This is a genomic window from Salinicola sp. DM10, from assembly GCF_017306975.2.
In the GTDB taxonomy this organism is placed as follows: Bacteria; Pseudomonadota; Gammaproteobacteria; order Pseudomonadales; family Halomonadaceae; genus Salinicola.
In genome coordinates, this window is sequence record NZ_JAFLEN020000001.1 from 1,257,137 (window position 1) to 1,276,313 (window position 19,177).

Genomic DNA, 19,177 nt, shown 5'->3' on the forward strand with positions numbered 1-19,177 from the left:
GCCACCGCAGGCGATGCCATCATCCCATCCTGGGTGCAGCGGGATAGCTCAGGGTGTCGCGATGTCGAGCCCTTCGCGCGCCAGCACGCGGGCGACGGCGGGCCGGGCGAGCATGCGCCGGGCGTGATCGCTCGAGACGGGGAAGTCGCTGGCCATGTCGTAGCCGAGCACGGCACCGGCGCCCCACTGCCAGAAGACGAAGAGATAGGGGTCGGCAACGCTGTAGCGCTCTCCCAGGGCCCAGGCGCCCGGGCGCTCGGCCAGGCGCGCTTCGATCATCTCGAACAGTTCGCGGGTGCTGCGGCGGGCGGTCTCGACCACATCGGCCTTGGCCGCGTCACCCGTGGCATAGCGCTCGGGGCGGCGCACATGGGCGTAGACGGGGTGCACGCCGGAGCCGAGGAAGGCGAGCCATTCGGCGCAGCGGGCATCCTCCAGCAGCGTGCTCGGCCACAGCACCGACTCAGGGAAGCGCTGGGAGACATAGCGCAGGATCGCCGGATTCTCGGTGATCACCGTCTCCCCCACCGCCAGCGCAGGCACTCGCCCCTTGGGGTTGATGCGCAGATAGGCCGCCGAGCGCTGCTCGCCCGAGGCGGTATCGATGCGCACCGCCTCGAACTCGGCGCCCGCTTCTTCCAGCGCGATGTGCGAGGCGAGCGAACAGGCGCCAGGGGCGTAGAAGAGTTTCAGATCCGCCATCTCGAATATCTCCTTGGGTGAGCCCGCGCCCCGAGCCGGAGAGCCCGGGGCTTTGGTCATGAGTACGCAACCGCGTGGTGAAGAACTCGCGCGAGTATGAAACCACGCGAGGACGAAACCGTGTCAGGCAATCAGCCCTTTGCGCGCTCGGCCTCTGGCTGCTTCGCCGCAGGCACCCCGCGCTGCTTCCAGTAGCCGGCGAGCAGCGAGCCGGAGACGTTGTGCCAGACCGAGAACAGCGCCCCGGGGAGTGCCGCGCCGGCGGTGAAGAACTGGTTGGCCAGAGCCACCGCGAGCCCGGAGTTCTGCAGCCCGACCTCGAAGGCGATGGTGCGCGCGGTGCGGATATCGAAGCCCAGCGCACGGCTCAGCCAGTAGCCGCCAGACAGCCCGATGGCGTTATGGGCGATCACCGCCAGCGCCACGATCGGCCCCAGGGTGGCCAGATTGCCGGCGTTGAGCGCGACCACGATGGCAATGATCAACACGATCGCCGCCATCGCCAGCGTCGCCAGGGCCGATTCGATCTTGCGGATGCGCGCCCCCAGCAGATGGTGGAACAGCACCCCGAGGGCGATCGGGGCGATGACCAGTTGAGCGATGCTCAGCAGCATGCCAAGTACCGGCACATCGATGCTCTGGCCAACCAGCAGCCAGGTGATGAAGGGCGTGGCCACCACCGAGATCACCGTGGAGACCATGGTCATGGTCACCGAGAGCGCCACGTGCCCGCCCGCGAGCCAGGTCATGACGTTGGACGAGGTGCCGCCGGCGGTGGCGCCGACCAGCACCATGCCGGTGGTGAGTTCCGGCCCCAGGCCGAGCACCCGCGAGACCAGCAGCGCGGCGAGCGGCATGATCAGAAACTGCAGGATGACCCCGACAGCGACCGGCTTGGGCGCCTTGACCACGCGGGCGAAGTCCTCGCGGGTCAGGGTCAGGCCCATGGCGAACATGATCACCACCAGCAGCATCTTGATATCGGCCTTGAAGCCGACGAAGAGCTGCGGCTGGAAGGCAGCGAGAGTGGCCAGCAGGATGGCCCAGACCGGAAACAGCCGGTTGATGCGTTCGAACATGACGATGTGTCCTGGCGTTGAATGATCGTGATGGCCGCTGCGCGCGGCTCTTGGCGTCGTCTTTGGGTCTACTTCTATTGTTCTGTTGTTTAGCTGCTTGGCTTCTCAACTGCTTGGCGTCTTGACTGCTTAATTCCTTAGCCGGCTATCATGCCGCAGGATTCGGGCGCGAGGAAGCCACCCATCGCAACGGCGACGCGAATCGTCGGCGCATATCCTCTGCTCGAAACCTCTGGGCGAACCCACTACTCGCCCCCGCTAATCGCCCCCACTACTCGAAGCCCCGCTCACCCCCGGCTACTCGAACCCGCCCAGGGCCTTCCAGCGCGCCACCAGAGTCGGTACGCCCTGACTGGCGGGTTCGGCGATGGGCGCCACACCCGGCGGTGCGAGGTCGCGCGCCTGGGGGTCGATCAGCCAGCAGGGGGCGTCCAGCGGCGCCTGTTCGAGCAGGAGCGCCGCCGGCATCACCGCCAGCGAGGTGCCGACCACCAGCAGCGCGTCGGCTTCGGCGACGATATCGCAAGCCTCGGCGTAGCGCGGCACCGCCTCGCCGAACCAGACCACGTCCGGGCGTAGCTGGCTGCCCTTGTCGCACAGGTCGCCCAGCGCGATACCGCCGCGAGTGAGCGGATAGCGCAGCTTGTCATCCACCGAGGAACGCGCCAGCAAAATCTCGCCGTGCAGGTGCAGCACCCGGGTCGAGCCCGCGCGCTCGTGCAGGTCATCGATGTTCTGGGTGATCACATCGACCCGGAAGCCGGCCGCTTCCAGCTCGGCCAGCGCGCGATGGGCGGGGTTGGGCCGGGCGCGGCGGGTCTGCTGGCGGCGCTCGTCGTAGAAGCGCAGCACGCTGGCCGGGTCGCGCGCCCAGGCCTCGGGCGTGGCGACATCCTCGACCCGATGGTTCTCCCACAGGCCGTCGCCGTCACGAAAGGTCTTGAGCCCACTCTCGGCGCTGATACCGGCACCGGTGAGCACGACGAGGTGGGGCATGCGAGTCTCGGTCATGGAAGATCCCTGGGGTGGCGCATCGCTTGACTAGGGTTTGTACGAAAAGTCGGCGAGCGAAGGCAGTTTTCGTATAGACCCTAGCGCACCCTAGCATGGCACCGCCTTGGCGACACTTGAGATCACCCTGCCCAGACCCGACAATAGCGCCCCACGCCACGACCCCGACAGTTTCGATGAACGCCGCCACGCCGCCCCTTCGAGTGATCTATCACGACGCCCAGATGATCGCGGTGGCCAAGCCGCCGGGCATGCTGGTGCATCGCACCGCCCTGGCCCGCGGCGAGACGCGCTTCGTGATGCAGACCCTGCGCGATCAGATCGGCCAGCACGTCTATCCGGTGCACCGGCTCGACCGCCCCACCGGCGGCGTGCTGGTGTTCGCCCTCGATAGCGAAGCCGCCGCCGCGTTGACCCAGGCGTTCACCGACAAGCGCGTGGCCAAGCGCTATCTGGCGGTGGTGCGCGGCTGGGGCCCGGAGGCGCTGAGCGTCGATGCCCCGCTGCGCGAGGAGGACGGCATCCGGCCCAAGTCGGAGATGCCGGCCCAGCCGGCGCTGACCCATCTGCGCCGGCTCGCCTGCGTCGAGATTCCGGTGGCGATCGAGCGCTATCCGCAGTCGCGCTATGCGCTGATGGAAGCGCGCCCGGAGACCGGCCGACGCCATCAGATTCGCCGCCATCTGGCGCGCTGCGGGCATCCGATCATCAACGATGCCAAGCACGGCAAGGGTATCCACAACCGCTACTTCCGCGACCATCTGGCGTGCCCGCACCTGCTGCTGCACGCCGCCGAGCTGCGCCTGTGGCACCCTTATGCCGCGCGCTGGCTGACGCTGAGCGCGGCGCCGGATGCCGCCTTCGCCGCGCTGCTGGCACGCTTCGGCTGGCAGGCCCACGCCGGCAGCGACAGCGCCCGCTTCGACCCGCCCAGCGTCGCCCAGACCGCCACCACGACGCCGGCAGAACCCAACCCCGAGAGCCCATGACCGACGACTACGACTTCCGCTTCGGCGGTATCCGCCGCCTCTACGGCAACCGCGCCGCCCACGCCTTCCGCCGCGCCCACGTGGTGGTGGTCGGGGTCGGCGGCGTGGGGAGCTGGAGCGCCGAAGCGCTGGCGCGCTCGGGGATCGGCAAGCTCACCCTGATCGATCTCGACGATGTCTGCGTCTCCAACGTCAATCGCCAGCTCCACGCCCTCGACGGCGAGATCGGCAAGCCCAAGGTGGCCGTGCTGGCCGAGCGCTGCCGCGCGATCTGGCCGGGTATCGAGGTGGTCGCCGACGAAGCCTTCATCACCCCGACCAATCTGGCCGAGCGCATCCCCGCCGACGCCGACCATGTGATCGACGCCATCGACCACGTCGGCGCCAAGGCGGCGCTGATCCACTACTGCCAGCGGCGCAAGCTGGCGATCACGGTGACCGGCGGCGCCGGCGGCCAAAGCGACCCGAGCCGGATCCAGGTGGCGGATCTCACCCGCACCGAGCACGACCCGCTGCTGGCCAAGGTGCGCTCGAAGCTGCGCCGGGACTACGGCTTCTCGCGCAACCCCAAGCGCCGTTTCGGCATCGAATGCGTCTACTCCGACGAACAACTGGTCTACCCTGGCAGCGATGGCGAGGTGTGCCAGCACAAGCCGGCGCCGGGTCAGGCCACACGGCTGGACTGCGCCGCCGGCTTCGGCGCGGTGAGCGTGGTCACCGGCAGCTTCGGTTTTACCGCCGCCGCGCGTGTCCTCAGCCGGCTGGCGCGGCGCGCCCAGGCGGCGCCCGAGGTTGGCACCCCGACTGACGCCGAGAGCGCTGCGGCCGAGACGCCGGGCGACGCGCCAGACAATACCTCGCCCGCCGCTACCCCCACGCAGGAGTCCGCATCGCATGAGTGATTCGAGCCGCCCAGTTCCGGGCATCTACCGCCACTACAAGGGCCAGCTCTACGAGGTGCTGGATGTGGCCCAACACAGTGAGAGCGAGGAGCGCCTGGTGATCTACCGCGCCCTCTACGGCGACTACGGCGTCTGGGCCCGGCCTCTGGAGATGTTCTGCGAGCAGGTCGACGTGAGCGGCGAGCCAGTGCCGCGCTTCGCCCTGGAGAAGGCGTTCCGCTGACCGATCGGTCAAGCCCTGACAGCATTTCTCATCCCGAGAGTGGCTGTCTGCGCGGCCCCATGACGGGTATAATGCGCCGCTTTCCAAACCGTATCTCGACGCCGCCTGACAACCCACAAGCCGCGGCGGTCGAGCCTTTCCCCCGGGAGGAAGCATGAGCGTACGCGTCGGCGTCATCATGGGGTCGAAGTCGGACTGGTCGACCCTCTGCCATACCGTCGAGACCCTGGAGCAGCTCGGCATCGAGCACGAAACCCAGGTGGTCTCCGCCCACCGCACCCCGGACCTGCTGTTCGAGTACGCCGAGACCGCGGCCGACCGGGGGCTAGAAGTGATCATCGCCGGCGCCGGCGGCGCCGCCCATCTGCCCGGCATGTGCGCGGCCAAGACCCGCCTGCCGGTGCTGGGCGTACCGGTCAAGTCGAGCACACTTTCCGGGGTCGACTCGCTGCTGTCGATCGTGCAGATGCCGGCGGGCATCCCCACCGCCACGCTGGCGATCGGCCGCGCCGGGGCGATCAATGCCGCCCTGCTCGCCGCCGCCATGCTGGCCAATCACGACGAACGCATCCGCACCGCGCTGGAGGCCTACCGCGCCGAACAGACGCGCAAGGTGCTCGAGTCCCCCGATCCGCGCCCCAGCGCCCCCGACCACGACCAGAGCGAGAGCTGATCATGCGAATCGGAATCGTCGGTGGCGGCCAGCTCGGCCGCATGCTCGCCCAGGCCGGCGCCCCGCTCGACCTGCGCTTCACCTTTCTCGACCCCGGCAGCGAGCCCTGCGCGGCGGCGCACGGCGAGCATCTGCAGGCCGACTGGCAGGACCCGGCGGCGCTCGCAGCGCTGACCGCGAACTGCGATGCGATCACCTTCGAGTTCGAGAACGTGCCGGCCGAGGCGGTCGCCCGTCTCGCCGAGCAGCGCCCGGCCTTCCCGCCGGCTCAGGCGCTCTCCACCGCCCGCGACCGCTGGCTGGAGAAATCGCTGTTCCGCGAGCTGGATATCGCCGTGCCGCCGATCGCGCGCATCGACAGCCAGGCCGATCTCGACGCCGCGGTGGCCGAAATCGGCCTGCCCGCGGTGGTCAAGACCCGCACCCTAGGTTACGACGGCAAGGGCCAGAAGGTGATGCGCGAGCCCGCCGACGTCAGTGGCACCTTCGCCGAGCTCGGCGGCGTGCCGCTGATCCTCGAGGGCTTCATCGACTTCGATCACGAGATCTCGGTGATCGCGGTGCGCGCCCGGGACGGCGAGATCCGCCACTGGCCGGTAGTGCGTAACGCGCATCGCCAGGGCATTCTGCACTGCTCGGTGCCACAGGTGGCGCACCCGCTGCAGGCCCAGGCCGAGGATTACGCCAGCCGGGTGATGCGCGAGCTCGACTACGTCGGGGTGATGGCATTCGAGTTCTTCGTCACCGACGCCGGCCTGCTGGCCAACGAGATCGCCCCGCGGGTACACAACTCCGGCCACTGGAGCATCGAAGGCGCGGTCACCAGCCAGTTCGAGAACCACGTGCGCGCGGTAGCCGGGCTGCCGCTGGGCGAGACCGCCCGCCTGGCGCCCTGCGCCATGCTCAACGTGATCGGCGCCTTCCCCGAGCGCGACGCGGTACTCGCCGTGCCCGGCACGCGCTGGCACGACTACGGCAAGGCGCCCAGGCCGGGCCGCAAGATCGGTCATATCACCGTGCTCGCCGCCGACGACGAGACGCTGGCCGAGCGGGTTGCCGCGGTGGAGGCGCTGTTGGTCAACGATCTGGGCTAGGCACTGCCTGAAAAGTACTGCGCTCGCCCATGCGGCGTTAAAAATCGGCTCAAAATGCTCATTTACACCCCGTAAACTCCGCGTTTTCGCCGATTTTTGCCTTGCCTGGCCTTCGCTCGTCGACTTTATCAGACAGCACCTAGGCTCCGTACGAAAACGAGTCGCCCTGCAGCACGCTCGAAAAACATGAAAGGCCCCGCTGTCGATGACAGCGAGGCCTTTCAGGTTCCAGCCTCTTGCTGGCTCGGGCCGGGTCCGCTCAGACTCGGCCCGCGGAGCGCATGCCGCCTGCGCTCACTCCTTCTCGTCGCCGAACATGTGCTTCTGCAGGTAGTTCTGGATACCGACCTTGTCGATCAGGCCCAGCTCTGCTTCGAGCTTGTCGATATGCTCTTCTTCGTCGTCGAGGATCTTGATGAACAGATCGCGGCTGACGTAGTCACGCACGGATTCGCAGTAGGGGATCGCTTCCTGCAGGTCGGCACGCGCCTTGTGCTCGATCTTGAGATCGCTCTCCAGCATCTCCTTGGCGTTCTCACCGATGTTGAGCTTGCCCAGATCCTGCAGATTGGGGATGCCTTCGAGGAACAGGATGCGCTCGATCAGCTTGTCGGCGTGCTGCATCTCCTCGATCGACTCCTCGTACTCCCACTTGGCGAGCACATTGAAGCCCCAGTCCTTGTACATCTTGCTGTGCAGGAAGTACTGGTTGATCGCCACCAGCTCGTTGCCGAGGACGGTGTTCAGATAGCTGATGACCTTCGGGTCGCCTTTCATTGTCGTGTTCTCCTCATGGGTAACTGGCGTGGGGAGGCAGCGGGCACTCCCTGACGGAGTACGCTACCACAAGGTGGCGTCGGTCCGATTGTCGCAGTATCCACAAGGAGTCGAGAAATTACAACCATTACAGTGACTTACGAAGCTTTCGCATCTGCTAGCAATTGGCAGGTGAAAACGCGGCTGATAACGAGTCGCGCTGCACTAGGAACCAATCGCTGACACACCGGCTCGCCAGCCCTTACCGGCAGCGGAAGACTTGGACTACTCAAGGGAAGCTCACCAGCAGGAAGTGCTGGCGTCATGCAGAAAGACAGGTATACAGGCTACCAATGACACGGAAAGGCAAGAGCGCGAAGGCGGGCAAAGCTGTCGATACGACCTGTCGTGGAGACGAAAAAAGCGCAGACGGACAACAGGCGAGACACGCGATGTGGGGATAGTGTCCGAGGGGTCACACCGCGTAGGCGAGATCCGGATCGAAGCTCAACTGTTCGCTGATCGCATCACGCATCACGCGCTTGCCGGTGCAGGCGCACTTGCCGCACTGTCCGGCGCAGCCGGTGACTTCGCGCACTTCGCGCCAACTGCGGGCGCCATCGCTCACGGCGCTTTCGATATCGCGGTCGGTGACACCCAGGCAGAGACAGACGTACACGGCAGATCCTCGCGCTCAACGTGACGGTAAATGTAAATGATTCGCATAGGCACTTTCAAGTCCGAATCACAATCATCTCGCTCACGTTAGCCACGCTTTCTTAGCGCAGACTTAGCAAAGGCATCAGCCGCCCTCTTCCGCCCTCTTCCGCCCTCTCTCTCGCTCGGACCGACCACCGCATCCCAGAACTCAGACGCCATTCGACGACCCCGAACCAACGCTAAACGCGCCTATCTGAAACGCCCCTATGTGAAACGCCCCAACGCAAGACGCCGCACTCCAGGAGTGCGGCGTCGTTCTGATCATCATGTGAGCCGAGGCACGGCGGCGCTGGGATCAACCGGTGCGGCGCAGCAGCCAGATGCCGAGCAGATAGCACACCGCGGTCGGCACCACCACCGCCAGCGCCGGCGAGAAGCCGAACAGCACCGAGGCGGGGGCCAGCAGATCCTGCAGGTACTTGAACGACAGCCCCACGATCACGCCGTAGAAGATCCGCGTGCCGGCGGCGACGCTGCGCAGCGGGCCGAACACGAACGAAGCCGCCAGCAGCACCAGCCCGGCCAGGGTGACCGGCAACAGGCTCTTCTGCCAGAAGTAGAGCAGCGGCTGGGTCGCCTCCTGCCCCTGGGAGCGCAGATAGCTGGCGTACTGCCACAGGCTGCTCATGCGCTGGCTGTTGAGCGGGCGCAGCAGGCGGTTGAGCTGGGCCGGCGTCAAATCGGTATGCCAGGTCGCGGTGGGCTTCGACTCGACCCGGGTGCCGTCGGCGTCGAAGTAGGTGGTCTTGACGTTCTCCAGCGTCCACGCCTTGCCGCTCCATACCGCGCGCTGGGCTTCGGAGGCTTCCACCAGGCGCTGGCCGTCGTACTCGTAGCGGCGCACGTTGATCACGGTGTCGTCGGCGCGGATGGTGCCGAAGCGATAGAAGTTGTCGCCCTCGCGCTGCCAGCCGCCACCGCGTTCGAGCACCGCATCGGCACCCTCGGACTGCTCCAGGCGCCAGGCCGCGGCGTGCTGCTCGGTGGCGGGGCTGACGAACTCGCCGATGCCCATGGTGATCAGGATCACCAGCAGCAGCGGCTTGAGCACGCCGACCAGGATACGCCCGAGCGAGCGCCCGGCGGCGCGCATCACGGTGAGCTCGTTGCTCGAGGCCATCGAGCCCAGCCCCACCAGCGCGCCGATCAGCACCGCCACCGGGGCGTATTCGTAGAAGCGCCAGGGCAGTCGCATCAACAGATAGAGCAGCACGTCGAAGGCGGAGTAGTTGCCGGAGACGTCACCCAGGTCGTTGATGTAGGAGATCACCAGATCGAGCCCCAGCACCATCACCTGCACCACCAGCATGGCGCCGAGGACGTTGCGCGCGATGTAACGGTCGAGACGGTCGAGCAGCATCAGCGGCCTCCTTGGCGCTGGTCGCGGCGCAGCAGAATCAGGCCGAGCAGCAGGTAGACGCCGTGGATCGGCCACATGCCGACGCTCGCCGGCAGGCTGCCGCGGGCGATCGCATCCTGGGCCGCCAGCAGCAGGCTCAGATAGCTGACATGCAGAAACAGCGCCGGCAGCAGCTTGGCGAAGCGCCCCTGGCGCGGATTGACCCGCGACAGCGGCAGCGCCAGCAGGGTCAGGATCGGTACCATCAGCGGCATCGACAGGCGCCACTGCAGCTGCGCCATCGCCTCGCTGTCGCCCTGCTCGACCAGCTTGCGGGTACTCATCAATTCGGTGTCGTCGCCGATATCGGTCTCGCCGTCGGTGGAGAGACGCACCGCATAGCTGCCGAAGGCGAGCCGTTCGGCCACCGGGCTACCCGGGTCGACGCTGTAGCGGGTGCCGTTGGAGAGCACCAGGAAGCGGCTGCCGGTCTTAGGGTCGACGGTCTGATAGCCGCTCTCGGCGCGGGTCACCACCTGCTGACCGCCGTCGCTGCCCTTGCCCTGCTCGCTGATGAAGACGTCTTCCATGCGCGAGCGGTCATCGTTGAGCGCCTGGGTGTAGGCGGTACGGCCACTGCCGAAGTCCTGGAAGCGCCCGGGGGTGAGCAAAGAGAAGTCGAGCTGGCTCTTCTGCTGCTCGATCAGACGCTCGTTGTGCAGCGCACCGTAAGGGGTCAGCCACAGGCTGCAGGCGCCGACCAGCGCAGCGATCAGCAGCGCCGGCAGCAGCGTGACCTGGAGCAGGCGGTTGGGGCTCATGCCACAGGCCACCAGCACGGTGATCTCGCTGTTGAGATAGAGCTGGCCGTAGGCGAGCAGGATGGCGATGAAGAACGCCAGTGGCAGCACCAGCTCCATGAAGCTGGGCATGTGGAACAGCATCAGCGACCCCAGGGCGCTGAGCGGCAGCTCGCCCTGGGCGGCGTCGGTGAAGTAGCGGATGAAGCGGCTGCCCATGATCACCAGCAGCAGCACGCCAGCGACCGCCGACATCGTCAGCAGGATCTCGCGGGTCAAATAGCGGAATACAATCAACATCGACTCCTGATCTGGCTTCCTGCCACCGCACGGCGTGCGTTCCGGCGGCGGGCGGGCTTGTGCATCGCCCCCCCGCTTTGCGTAAACTGAGGCGTCTTGCGGGCTGCGCCTGCAACCCCGGGCGCGGCGCTGGGCCGCGACGAGCGGCACACGCCGGCGCGGCCCAGGCCATTATCCCGATTACCCGCGCACTTGTCTCGTTGCCGAGACCTGTGACGCGAAGCCAGCGCAATCGTTCATTGGAGACGACATGGAATTTTCCGTACTCAGCGTCAACCCGGCCAAGGTCGAGACCGCCTGTCTGGTGGTGCCGCTGTTCCAGGATGGCGAGCTGCTGCCCACCGTGGCCAAGCTGGACGACGCCAGCGAGCGGTTGATCGCGCAGCTGCTGGAGCGCGGTGACTTCACCCCCAATCTGGGCGACGTACAGCTGGTGCCGTTCGCCCCGGGGCTCTCCGCCGAGCGCCTGCTGCTGGTGGGCCTGGGCGAGCGCGCCAAGTTCAACGAGGGCGGCCTGCGCAAGGCGCTGGACGCGGCCTTCGCCGCCGTCGCCAAGCTGCCGGTGGACAGCGTCGCGGTGGGCTTCAGCGATGCCGTCATCGCCGACCGTGATATCGCCTGGAACACCCAGATGACGCTGGATGCGGCGACCCGGGCGGTCTACCGCTTCAACGAGTGCAAATCCACGCCGAGCCCGCTGCCGGCGCTCAACCGGGTCGAACTGCTGATCGCCGACAGCGGCCAGAGCGAAGCGGCCGAGCGTGGCGCACGTATCGGGGCTGCCCTCGGCGACGGGGTCAACCTGGCGCGAACCCTGGGCAACCTGCCGGGCAATATCTGTACCCCCAGCTACCTCGCCGACCAGGCCGAGACGCTGGCCGGTGAAGCCGGCGGCAGCCTCGAGGTCGAGGTGCTCGACGAGGCCCAACTCGAAGCACTGGGCGCGCACTCCCTGCTCGCCGTGGGCCGTGGCAGCGCCGAACCCTCCAAGCTGATCGTGATGAAGTACCTGGGCGCGGCGGACCCCGAAGAGGCGCCCCACGTGCTGGTGGGCAAGGGCATCACCTTCGATACCGGCGGCATCTCGCTCAAGCCGGGCGCCGGCATGGACGAGATGAAGTTCGACATGTGCGGCGCGGCAAGCGTGTTCGGCACCATGAAGAGCGTGATCGCGCTAAAGCCCAAGCTCAACGTGATCGCCATCGTCGCCAGCGCCGAGAACATGCCGGACGGCCGCGCGATCAAGCCCGGCGATATCGTCAAAACGCTCAAGGGGCTCACCGTCGAGATCCTCAACACCGACGCCGAGGGGCGCCTGGTGCTGTGCGACGCCCTGGCCTACGCCGAGCGCTTCCAGCCGGCCAGTGTGGTCGATATCGCCACCCTCACCGGCGCCTGCGTGATCGCCCTGGGCGACCACGCCAGTGGGCTCTTCTCCAACGACGACGATCTCGCCCTCGACCTGCTCGAAGCCGGCGAGACCGCCTGGGACCGCGCCTGGCACATGCCGCTGTGGGACGACTATCAGGCCCAGTTGGAGTCCAACTTCGCCGATCTGGCCAATATCGGCGGACGCCCGGCGGGCAGCATCACCGCCGCCTGTTTCCTCTCGCGCTTCGCCGACAGCTACCCCTGGGCGCATCTGGACATCGCCGGTACCGCCTGGCACAGCGGCAAGCAGAAAGGCGCCAGCGGGCGTCCGGTGGGCCTGCTCACGCGCTACCTGCTCGACCGCGAGAGCGAGCACGTGGTCACCGACGAGACCTGAGCGGCACGTCTTTGAACCCAAGGGGCGCCTCACCGCCGCTCACCGGTCGTGATCGACCGATGACGCCGGACCGGTGATGACCCAGCGCTGCAGGCCGGGACCCGCCGTGGCGCCCCCCCGGGGGCTTCGCGGCGGGTTCTTTGACATCGATGAAAAGTGAATCAGGAGAGCCGTGGGATGTTCATCGTTTCACTCACCTACAAGGTGGCGCTCGAGCGTATCGAGCCGCATGTCGAGGGCCACATGGCGTGGCTCCATGACGCCTACGCCCAGGGGCTGCTGACCGCCTCCGGGCGCAAGGTGCCGCGCACCGGCGGCGTACTGCTCTCCCACGCCGAGCGCCCGGCGCTCAAGGCGTGCCTGGCCGCGGACCCGTTCAAGGTCCATGACCTCGCCGACTACGACATCGTCGAGTGCGCCATCACCCTGACCGCCCCCGGCTTCGAAGCGCTCAAGGACTGAGCCGGCGACACCGTGGCCGCCGCGCCGATGCGGCCACGGCCCCTCTTCGCAGAATACGCTTTGCATGCTAATTTGACCCTTCCGCCAGCGCCGCCCCGCGTTGACGTCGCCGCCGCGGCGCGTCCTCGCCCGAGCGCGTCGTGCGGACCCACCGTCACCGATCGTATGCCCGCCGGGCGGCGCGCGAATGCCACCGCGCCGCCATCATCCGGGGCCGCCAGGAGAAGTCGCAGTGTCCACTCAAGGATTCGAAGTTCGCCTCTCGTCCAACCCGCTCGATGCCAACCTGCGCAACGAGATTCTCGCCAATCCGGGCTTCGGCCGCTTCTTCACCGATCACATGGTGCACGTACGCTGGACCAAGCAGGACGGCTGGCAGCGTGGCGAACTTCGCCCCTATGGGCCGCTGCTGATCGACCCCGCCTCGCCGGTACTGCACTACGGCCAGGAGATCTTCGAGGGCATCAAGGCCTACCGCCATGCCGACGGCTCGGTGTGGACCTTCCGCCCGCAGAAGAACGCCGCGCGCTTCCGCGCCTCGGCGCGTCGCCTGGCGCTGCCGGAACTCGACGACGAGACCTTCCTCGGCTCCCTTGAAGCGCTGGTCTCCCAGGACGCCGCCTGGGTGCCGACGCCGCAGAACGACAGCGAAGAGTGCAGCCTCTACCTGCGCCCATTCATGATCGGCAACGGCAAGTCGCTGGGCGTGAAGCCGGCCGCCGAGGTCGACTACTACCTGATCGCCTCGCCGGCGGCCTCCTACTTCAAGGGCGGCGGCAAGCCGGTCTCGATCTGGCTCTCCTCCCACTACAAGCGCGCCGCCCCCGGCGGCACCGGCTTCGCCAAGTGCGGTGGCAACTATGCCGCCTCGCTGCTGGCCCAGGCCGAAGCCGAACAGCACGGCTGCGCCCAGGTCGCCTTCCTCGATGCGGCCGAGAACAAGTGGATCGAAGAGCTGGGCGGCATGAACCTGTTCTTCGTCTACCGTGACGGTCGCCTTGTCACCCCGGCGCTGAGTGGCACCATCCTCGAGGGCGTGACCCGCGACTCGATCCTCGAACTGGCACGCGATGCCGGCCTCACCCCGGAAGAGCGCCAGATCAGCATCGACGAGTGGCGCGACGGGGTCGCCAGCGGCGAGATCACCGAAGTGTTCGCCTGCGGCACCGCGGCGGTGATCACCCAGATCGGCGAGTTGGTGAGCGAGGATGAGCGCATCGCCACTCCGCCGGTGGAGGGTGAAGCGGTCAGCGCCCAACTGCGCAAGCGCCTGCTCGACATCCAGTACGGCCGCAGCGAAGACACCCGCGGCTGGCTGGTGCGTCTGGCCTGATCGCGCCCTGGCGCGAAGCGGCCCGGGTATCACCATTCACCGGGGAACCCCTATTCACTATCGCCACGGCCTTCGAGGATCACTATCGCCAAGGCCTTCGAGGAGAGCCCTATGTTCAGCCACATCATGATCGGCAGTAACGATATCGATCGCGCCCAGCGCTTCTACGACGAAGTGCTCGGCGTACTCGGTGCGCAAGCCGGCAAGCGCTTCGAGTACGACGGCCTGCAGCGTCTATCCTATCGCCATGACGGCAACGTCTTCGTCGTCACCGAGCCGATCAACGGCGAGCCCGCTACCGTGGGTAACGGCGACACCCTGGGCTTTACCTGCAGCTCTCAGGAGCAGGCGCAGCGCTTCCACGACACCGCGGTCGCGCTGGGCGCCACTTCGATCGAGGACGAACCGGGCGTGCGCCAGACGCCGATGGGCGAACTCTTCCTCGCCTATGTGCGTGACCCCGATGGTCACAAGCTCTGCGCCATGTATCCGCTCGAATCCGCGGCCTGATAGGCTGCCTGTCGACGTCGCGCTCGGGCGCGGCGCCGACTCTCTCACCCTGTTATCGGAGGAGCACATGAAACCCGTCATGATCGTGACCGGTGCCGGCCGCGGCATCGGCGCCGCCACCGCCCTCATGGCCGCCCAGAAGGGTTACGCCGTGGCCGTCAACTATCGCAGCGACAAGGCCTCCGCGGACAAGGTGGTCGCCGAGATCGAAGCCGCCGGTGGCCGCGCCATCGCCGTCCAGGCCGATGTGGTAGACGAAGCCGCCATCGTCACCATGTTCGAGACCGTCGACCGCGAGCTGGGCCGGGTCGATGTACTGGTCAACAACGCCGGGGTGGTCGACCAGATCAGCCGCGTCGACGAGATGAGCTTCGAGCGCGTCGATCGCATGATGAAAATCAACGTGGTCGGCCCCTTCGTCTGCGCCCGTGAAGCGGTCAAGCGCATGTCTACCCGCCACGGCGGCAACGGCGGCGCGATCATCAATGTCGGCTCGGCCGCCTCGCACCTCGGCGGTGCCGGCGAATACGTCGACTACGCCGCCTCCAAGGGCGCCATCGACACCATGACCGAAGGCCTGGCCAAGGAGGTCGCCGGCGAGGGCATCCGCGTCAACACCGTGCGCCCCGGGGTGATCCGCACCACCATTCACGCCAGCGGCGGCAATCCGGACAAGCCCGATGTCGCCGGTGAGGTGATCCCGATGGGCCGGATCGGCGAACCGGAAGAGATCGCCAACGCGGTGCTGTGGCTGGCCGAAGCCGGGTTCACCACCGGGGCGCTGGTCGACGTCGACGGCGGCGTCTGAGGCAAGATCGGGCCGACGCCGACTCAACGAGGAGGCGCTGAATCCAGCTTCGCGATGCGCATTGAAGCCCCCTCGGCTGCGCTCGCTTAGCTGGATTCGCCTTGCCTGAAACTAGCTCGCTCAATCGCGCGGGTTCGTGTGAGGCCACCCACCTCGCCGCTTACAGCTCCCCGAAGGGCATTTATGACCAAAGTCGACTTCTACATCCTTCAGGACACCACGCTGGAGGCGCGCTTCGATTTCGCCTGCCGCCTGGCGGAGACGATCTACCGCAAGGGGTATCGCCTGCATGTGCATACCCAGGACGAAGCGATGGCGCGCCAGTTCGACGAGCACCTGTGGAAATTCCGCGACGAGAGCTATGTGCCGCATGCGGTGGTGGGCGACGACGTGGGGCCGGTGCCGCCGGTGAGCATCGGCTGGCAGGCCGCCCCGGAACCCGGCGTGCAGGCGCTGCTCAACCTGCACGACGACATCCCCGAATGGTTCTCCCGGGTCGAGCGCGTCGCCGAGATCATCAACCAGCATCAGGACGTGCTGCGTACCAAGCGCGCCTGCTGGAAGACCTACAAGGATCGCGGCTACCGGGTCGAAGCGCACAAGCTGTAAGCGTCGCGACACCTCGGCCGCATGTACAGCGGACCGCTCCCCGCGCCGATGCGAACCTGACGCGCTCGCCCCTCAGCAGGTATAATCCTCGCCATTTTCGTCACGCCGCCCGCCTCTACGAGCGCCGCGTGCCCGCCATCGTTTGCCGAGTCAAGAAGCCGCCATGGACAAGACGTACCAACCCGATCAGATCGAAACCCGCTGGTATCAACGCTGGGAAGCGGATGGCCACTTCGCCCCCAGCGGTAAGGGCGAGCCGTTCTCGATCATGATCCCGCCGCCCAACGTCACCGGCAGCCTGCACATGGGTCACGCCTTCCAGGACACCATCATGGACACGCTGACCCGCTGGCGGCGGATGCGCGGCAACAACACCCTGTGGCAGGTGGGCACCGACCACGCCGGTATCGCCACTCAGATGCTGGTGGAGCGCAAGGTCGCCGCCGAGGAAGGCAAGAGCCGCCACGATCTCGGGCGCGAGGCGTTCACCGACAAGATCTGGGAATGGAAGGCGGAGTCCGGCGGCCATATCACGCGTCAGTTGCGACGCATGGGCGCCAGCGTCGACTGGAACCGCGAACGCTTCACCATGGATGACGGCTTCTACCGGGCGGTGCAGGAAGTCTTCGTGCGTCTGCATGAAGAGAAGCTGATCTACCGCGGCAAGCGCCTGGTCAACTGGGACCCGACCCTGCACACCGCGATCTCCGATCTGGAGGTGGAGAACCGCGAACAGCAGGGCCAATTCTGGCACTTCCGCTATCCGCTCGCCGACGGCGTCACCACCGCCGATGGCAAGAACTACGTGGTGGTCGCCACCACCCGTCCGGAAACCCTGCTGGGTGACACCGGCGTGGCGGTCAACCCGGAAGATCTGCGCTACGCCTCGCTGGTCGGAAAGTTCATCGAGCTGCCGCTGGTCGGCCGCCGCATCCCGGTGATCGCCGACGAGCACGCCGACATGGAGAAGGGCTCGGGCTGCGTCAAGATCACCCCGGCCCACGACTTCAACGACTATGAAGTCGGCAAGCGCCACGACCATGCACTGATCAACGTCTTCTCCAAGGATGCCACCATCCTCGAACGCGCCGAGGCGTTCGATCTCCAGGGCCAGCCGCGGGGCGACATCGACCTCAGCCTGCCCGCCGCCTACGCCGGGCTCGGCCGCTTCGAGGCGCGCGAGCGCATCGTCGCCGACATGGAGGCCGCCGGGCTGCTCGAACGGATCGAGACGATCAGCAACACCCTGCCCTACGGCGACCGCTCCGGTGATGTCATCGAGCCGCTGCTCACCGATCAGTGGTTCGTCGCCGTGGAGCAGCTGGCCAAGCCGGCCATCGTCGCGGTGGAGAACGGCGATATCCAGTTCGTGCCCAAGAACTACGAGAACATGTACTTCGCCTGGATGCGCGACCTGCAGGACTGGTGCATCTCGCGTCAGCTGTGGTGGGGCCACCGCATTCCGGCCTGGTACGACGCCGAGGGCAACGTCTATGTGGCGCGCAGCGAGGAAGAGGCGCGCACCAAGCACGGCCTCGGCGCCGAGGTCGCGCTCACCCAGGACGAAGACGTGCTGGATACCTGGTTCAGCTCGGGACTGTGGACCTTCGGCACCCTGGGCTGGCCGGAGAAGACCCCGGAGCTGGCGACCTTCCACCCCACCAGCGTGCTGGTGACCGGTTTCGACATCATCTTCTTCTGGGTCGCCCGGATGATCATGATGACGCTGAAGTTCACCGACGAGGTGCCGTTCAAGACCGTCTACGTCCACGGCCTGGTGCGCGATAGCCAGGGCCAGAAGATGTCGAAGTCCAAGGGTAACGTGCTCGACCCGATCGATCTGATCGACGGTATCGACCTCGAGACCCTGGTGGCCAAGCGTACCGGCAACATGATGCAGCCGCAGAAGGCGCGCGCCATCGAGAAGGCCACCCGCGCCGAGTTCCCGGAGGGTATCGAGGCCCACGGCACCGACGCCCTGCGCTACACCTTCCTCTCGCTGGCCACCACCGGCCGCGATATCAAGTTCGACATGGGCCGCCTCGACGGCTATCGCAACTTCTGCAACAAGCTGTGGAACGCCTCACGCTATGTGCTGATGAACGCCGAGGGCGAAGACGTCGGCCTCGACGACGCCCCGGTGGCGCTGTCGCTGGCCGACCGCTGGATCGTCTCGCGCCTGCAGCAGACCGCGGCCCAGGTCACCAGGGCACTCGAGGAGTACCGCTTCGACCACGCCTCCCAGGCGCTCTACGACTTCGTCTGGAACGAGTACTGCGACTGGTACCTGGAGCTCTCCAAGCCGGTACTGTGGGACGACGCCGCAGCGCCGGAAGCCAAGCGCGGCACCCGGCGTACCCTGGTGCGCGTACTGGAGACGGTGCTGCGTCTGGCGCACCCGATGATGCCGTTCATCAGTGAAGAGATCTGGCAGCGCGTCGCGCCGCTGGCCGGCACGGCCGCTGACGAGAATGCCAGCCTGATGACCCAGCCGTGGCCGGAGGCCGACGCCTCGCGTATCGACGAACAGTCGATCCGCGACATCGAGTGGCTCAAGGGTGTGATCGTCGCGGTGCGCAACATTCGCGCCGAGATGAACATCGCCCCCGGCAAGCCGCTGGAGGTGCTGCTGACCAAGGGCGACGCCGGCGACCGTGAACGCCTCGAGGCCAATCGGCTGTTCCTGGCCAAGCTGGCCAAGCTGGAACGCGTCACCTGGCTCGAAGATCCGGCCCAGGCACCGCTTGCCGCGACCCAACTGGTGGGCGACATGGAAGTGCTAGTGCCGATGGCCGACCTGATCGACAAGGAGGCCGAACTAACGCGGCTGGCCAAGGAGATCGACAAACAGGACAAGCTGATCGTCGGCATCGAGAAGAAGCTCTCCAACGACAGCTTCGTGGCCAAGGCGCCGGAAGCGGTGGTCGAGAAGGAGCGCGGCAAGCTCAATGAGTATCTGGCAGCGCGCCAGCATCTGGTCGAGCAGCGCAACAAGATCGCCGAACTCGACGGCTGATCGCCTCGCGCTGACCGACGGCCTGCAGTGACCCAAGCGGCCCCGCCATCTGGCGGGGCCGCTGGCTTTAGAGCCCATTTCCC

19 protein-coding genes are annotated in these 19,177 nt (G+C 66.9%); 12 read left to right on the forward strand and 7 right to left on the reverse strand.

Going from position 1 to position 19,177, the window contains the following annotated elements:
- Nucleotides 1–48: 48 nt before the first annotated feature.
- From J0A90_RS05590 to J0A90_RS05600, 3 genes are all read right to left on the reverse strand, one after another.
- On the reverse strand, nucleotides 49–702 hold the full coding sequence (locus J0A90_RS05590) for a glutathione S-transferase family protein (RefSeq protein ID WP_207032135.1): 654 nt from the start codon (nucleotides 700–702) through the stop codon (nucleotides 49–51).
- Nucleotides 703–833: 131 nt separating this feature from the next.
- Complete coding sequence (locus J0A90_RS05595; protein ID WP_207032137.1) at nucleotides 834–1,781, reverse strand: bile acid:sodium symporter family protein; 948 nt, start codon at nucleotides 1,779–1,781, stop codon at nucleotides 834–836.
- A 297-nt stretch (nucleotides 1,782–2,078) separates the two neighbouring features.
- On the reverse strand, nucleotides 2,079–2,792 hold the full coding sequence (locus tag J0A90_RS05600; RefSeq protein WP_207032140.1) for an NAD-dependent deacylase: 714 nt from the start codon (nucleotides 2,790–2,792) through the stop codon (nucleotides 2,079–2,081).
- A 176-nt stretch (nucleotides 2,793–2,968) separates the two neighbouring features.
- On the opposite strand from J0A90_RS05600, the gene J0A90_RS05605 reads away from it, so the two are divergent.
- From J0A90_RS05605 to J0A90_RS05625, 5 genes are all read left to right on the forward strand, one after another.
- Nucleotides 2,969–3,781 carry a pseudouridine synthase gene (locus J0A90_RS05605; protein WP_207032142.1) on the forward strand — a complete coding sequence of 271 codons (813 nt, stop codon included), beginning with the start codon at nucleotides 2,969–2,971 and terminating at the stop codon, nucleotides 3,779–3,781.
- The gene (gene tcdA, locus J0A90_RS05610; protein WP_207032144.1) at nucleotides 3,778–4,683 is read left to right on the forward strand and encodes a tRNA cyclic N6-threonylcarbamoyladenosine(37) synthase TcdA; all 906 of its coding nucleotides are present in this window, start codon (nucleotides 3,778–3,780) and stop codon (nucleotides 4,681–4,683) included. Before J0A90_RS05605 ends, tcdA begins: the two co-directional genes overlap by 4 nt.
- The gene (locus J0A90_RS05615; RefSeq protein ID WP_207032146.1) at nucleotides 4,676–4,906 is read left to right on the forward strand and encodes a DUF1653 domain-containing protein; all 231 of its coding nucleotides are present in this window, start codon (nucleotides 4,676–4,678) and stop codon (nucleotides 4,904–4,906) included. The genes tcdA and J0A90_RS05615 overlap by 8 nt, the downstream gene beginning before the upstream one ends.
- Before the next feature lie 154 nt (nucleotides 4,907–5,060).
- Nucleotides 5,061–5,579 carry a 5-(carboxyamino)imidazole ribonucleotide mutase gene (gene purE / locus J0A90_RS05620; protein WP_035473996.1) on the forward strand — a complete coding sequence of 173 codons (519 nt, stop codon included), beginning with the start codon at nucleotides 5,061–5,063 and terminating at the stop codon, nucleotides 5,577–5,579.
- 2 nt (nucleotides 5,580–5,581) lie between these two features.
- Nucleotides 5,582–6,673 (forward strand): 5-(carboxyamino)imidazole ribonucleotide synthase, encoded by a 1,092-nt coding sequence (locus J0A90_RS05625; RefSeq protein WP_035473998.1) that lies wholly within the window; start codon nucleotides 5,582–5,584, stop codon nucleotides 6,671–6,673.
- 294 nt (nucleotides 6,674–6,967) lie between these two features.
- On the opposite strand, the gene bfr is transcribed toward J0A90_RS05625, so the two are convergent.
- The 4 genes from bfr to lptF all read right to left on the reverse strand — a co-directional run bounded on the left by bfr (nucleotide 6,968) and on the right by lptF (nucleotide 10,585).
- A complete protein-coding gene (bfr, locus tag J0A90_RS05630) occupies nucleotides 6,968–7,450 on the reverse strand; it encodes a bacterioferritin (protein WP_035474000.1) in 483 nt (160 codons plus the stop codon).
- A gap of 454 nt (nucleotides 7,451–7,904) precedes the next feature.
- Entirely contained in the window at nucleotides 7,905–8,108 is a 204-nt protein-coding gene (locus J0A90_RS05635) for a (2Fe-2S)-binding protein (protein WP_035474002.1), read from the reverse strand.
- 336 nt (nucleotides 8,109–8,444) lie between these two features.
- On the reverse strand, nucleotides 8,445–9,509 hold the full coding sequence (lptG, locus tag J0A90_RS05640; protein ID WP_207032154.1) for an LPS export ABC transporter permease LptG: 1,065 nt from the start codon (nucleotides 9,507–9,509) through the stop codon (nucleotides 8,445–8,447).
- Nucleotides 9,509–10,585: an LPS export ABC transporter permease LptF gene (lptF, locus tag J0A90_RS05645; RefSeq protein ID WP_207033628.1), complete on the reverse strand. Its 1,077-nt coding sequence runs from the start codon at nucleotides 10,583–10,585 to the stop codon at nucleotides 9,509–9,511. The genes lptG and lptF overlap by 1 nt, the downstream gene beginning before the upstream one ends.
- A 253-nt stretch (nucleotides 10,586–10,838) precedes the next feature.
- Between lptF and J0A90_RS05650 the strand changes: the two genes are divergently transcribed.
- From J0A90_RS05650 to J0A90_RS05680, 7 genes are all read left to right on the forward strand, one after another.
- Nucleotides 10,839–12,356 carry a leucyl aminopeptidase gene (locus J0A90_RS05650; RefSeq protein WP_207032156.1) on the forward strand — a complete coding sequence of 506 codons (1,518 nt, stop codon included), beginning with the start codon at nucleotides 10,839–10,841 and terminating at the stop codon, nucleotides 12,354–12,356.
- Between the two features lie 177 nt (nucleotides 12,357–12,533).
- Nucleotides 12,534–12,818 (forward strand): YciI family protein, encoded by a 285-nt coding sequence (locus tag J0A90_RS05655; RefSeq protein WP_207032158.1) that lies wholly within the window; start codon nucleotides 12,534–12,536, stop codon nucleotides 12,816–12,818.
- A 187-nt stretch (nucleotides 12,819–13,005) separates the two neighbouring features.
- A complete protein-coding gene (locus tag J0A90_RS05660; RefSeq protein WP_207032160.1) occupies nucleotides 13,006–14,151 on the forward strand; it encodes a branched-chain amino acid aminotransferase in 1,146 nt (381 codons plus the stop codon).
- Between the two features lie 111 nt (nucleotides 14,152–14,262).
- Nucleotides 14,263–14,661: a VOC family protein gene (locus tag J0A90_RS05665; protein WP_106419684.1), complete on the forward strand. Its 399-nt coding sequence runs from the start codon at nucleotides 14,263–14,265 to the stop codon at nucleotides 14,659–14,661.
- A gap of 67 nt (nucleotides 14,662–14,728) precedes the next feature.
- Nucleotides 14,729–15,469 (forward strand): SDR family oxidoreductase, encoded by a 741-nt coding sequence (locus J0A90_RS05670; RefSeq protein WP_207032162.1) that lies wholly within the window; start codon nucleotides 14,729–14,731, stop codon nucleotides 15,467–15,469.
- 183 nt (nucleotides 15,470–15,652) lie between these two features.
- Complete coding sequence (locus J0A90_RS05675; RefSeq protein ID WP_207032164.1) at nucleotides 15,653–16,078, forward strand: DNA polymerase III subunit chi; 426 nt, start codon at nucleotides 15,653–15,655, stop codon at nucleotides 16,076–16,078.
- A 163-nt stretch (nucleotides 16,079–16,241) separates the two neighbouring features.
- Nucleotides 16,242–19,094, forward strand: coding sequence for a valine--tRNA ligase (locus tag J0A90_RS05680; protein ID WP_207032169.1), 2,853 nt, complete (start codon nucleotides 16,242–16,244; stop codon nucleotides 19,092–19,094).
- Nucleotides 19,095–19,177 lie beyond the last annotated feature (83 nt).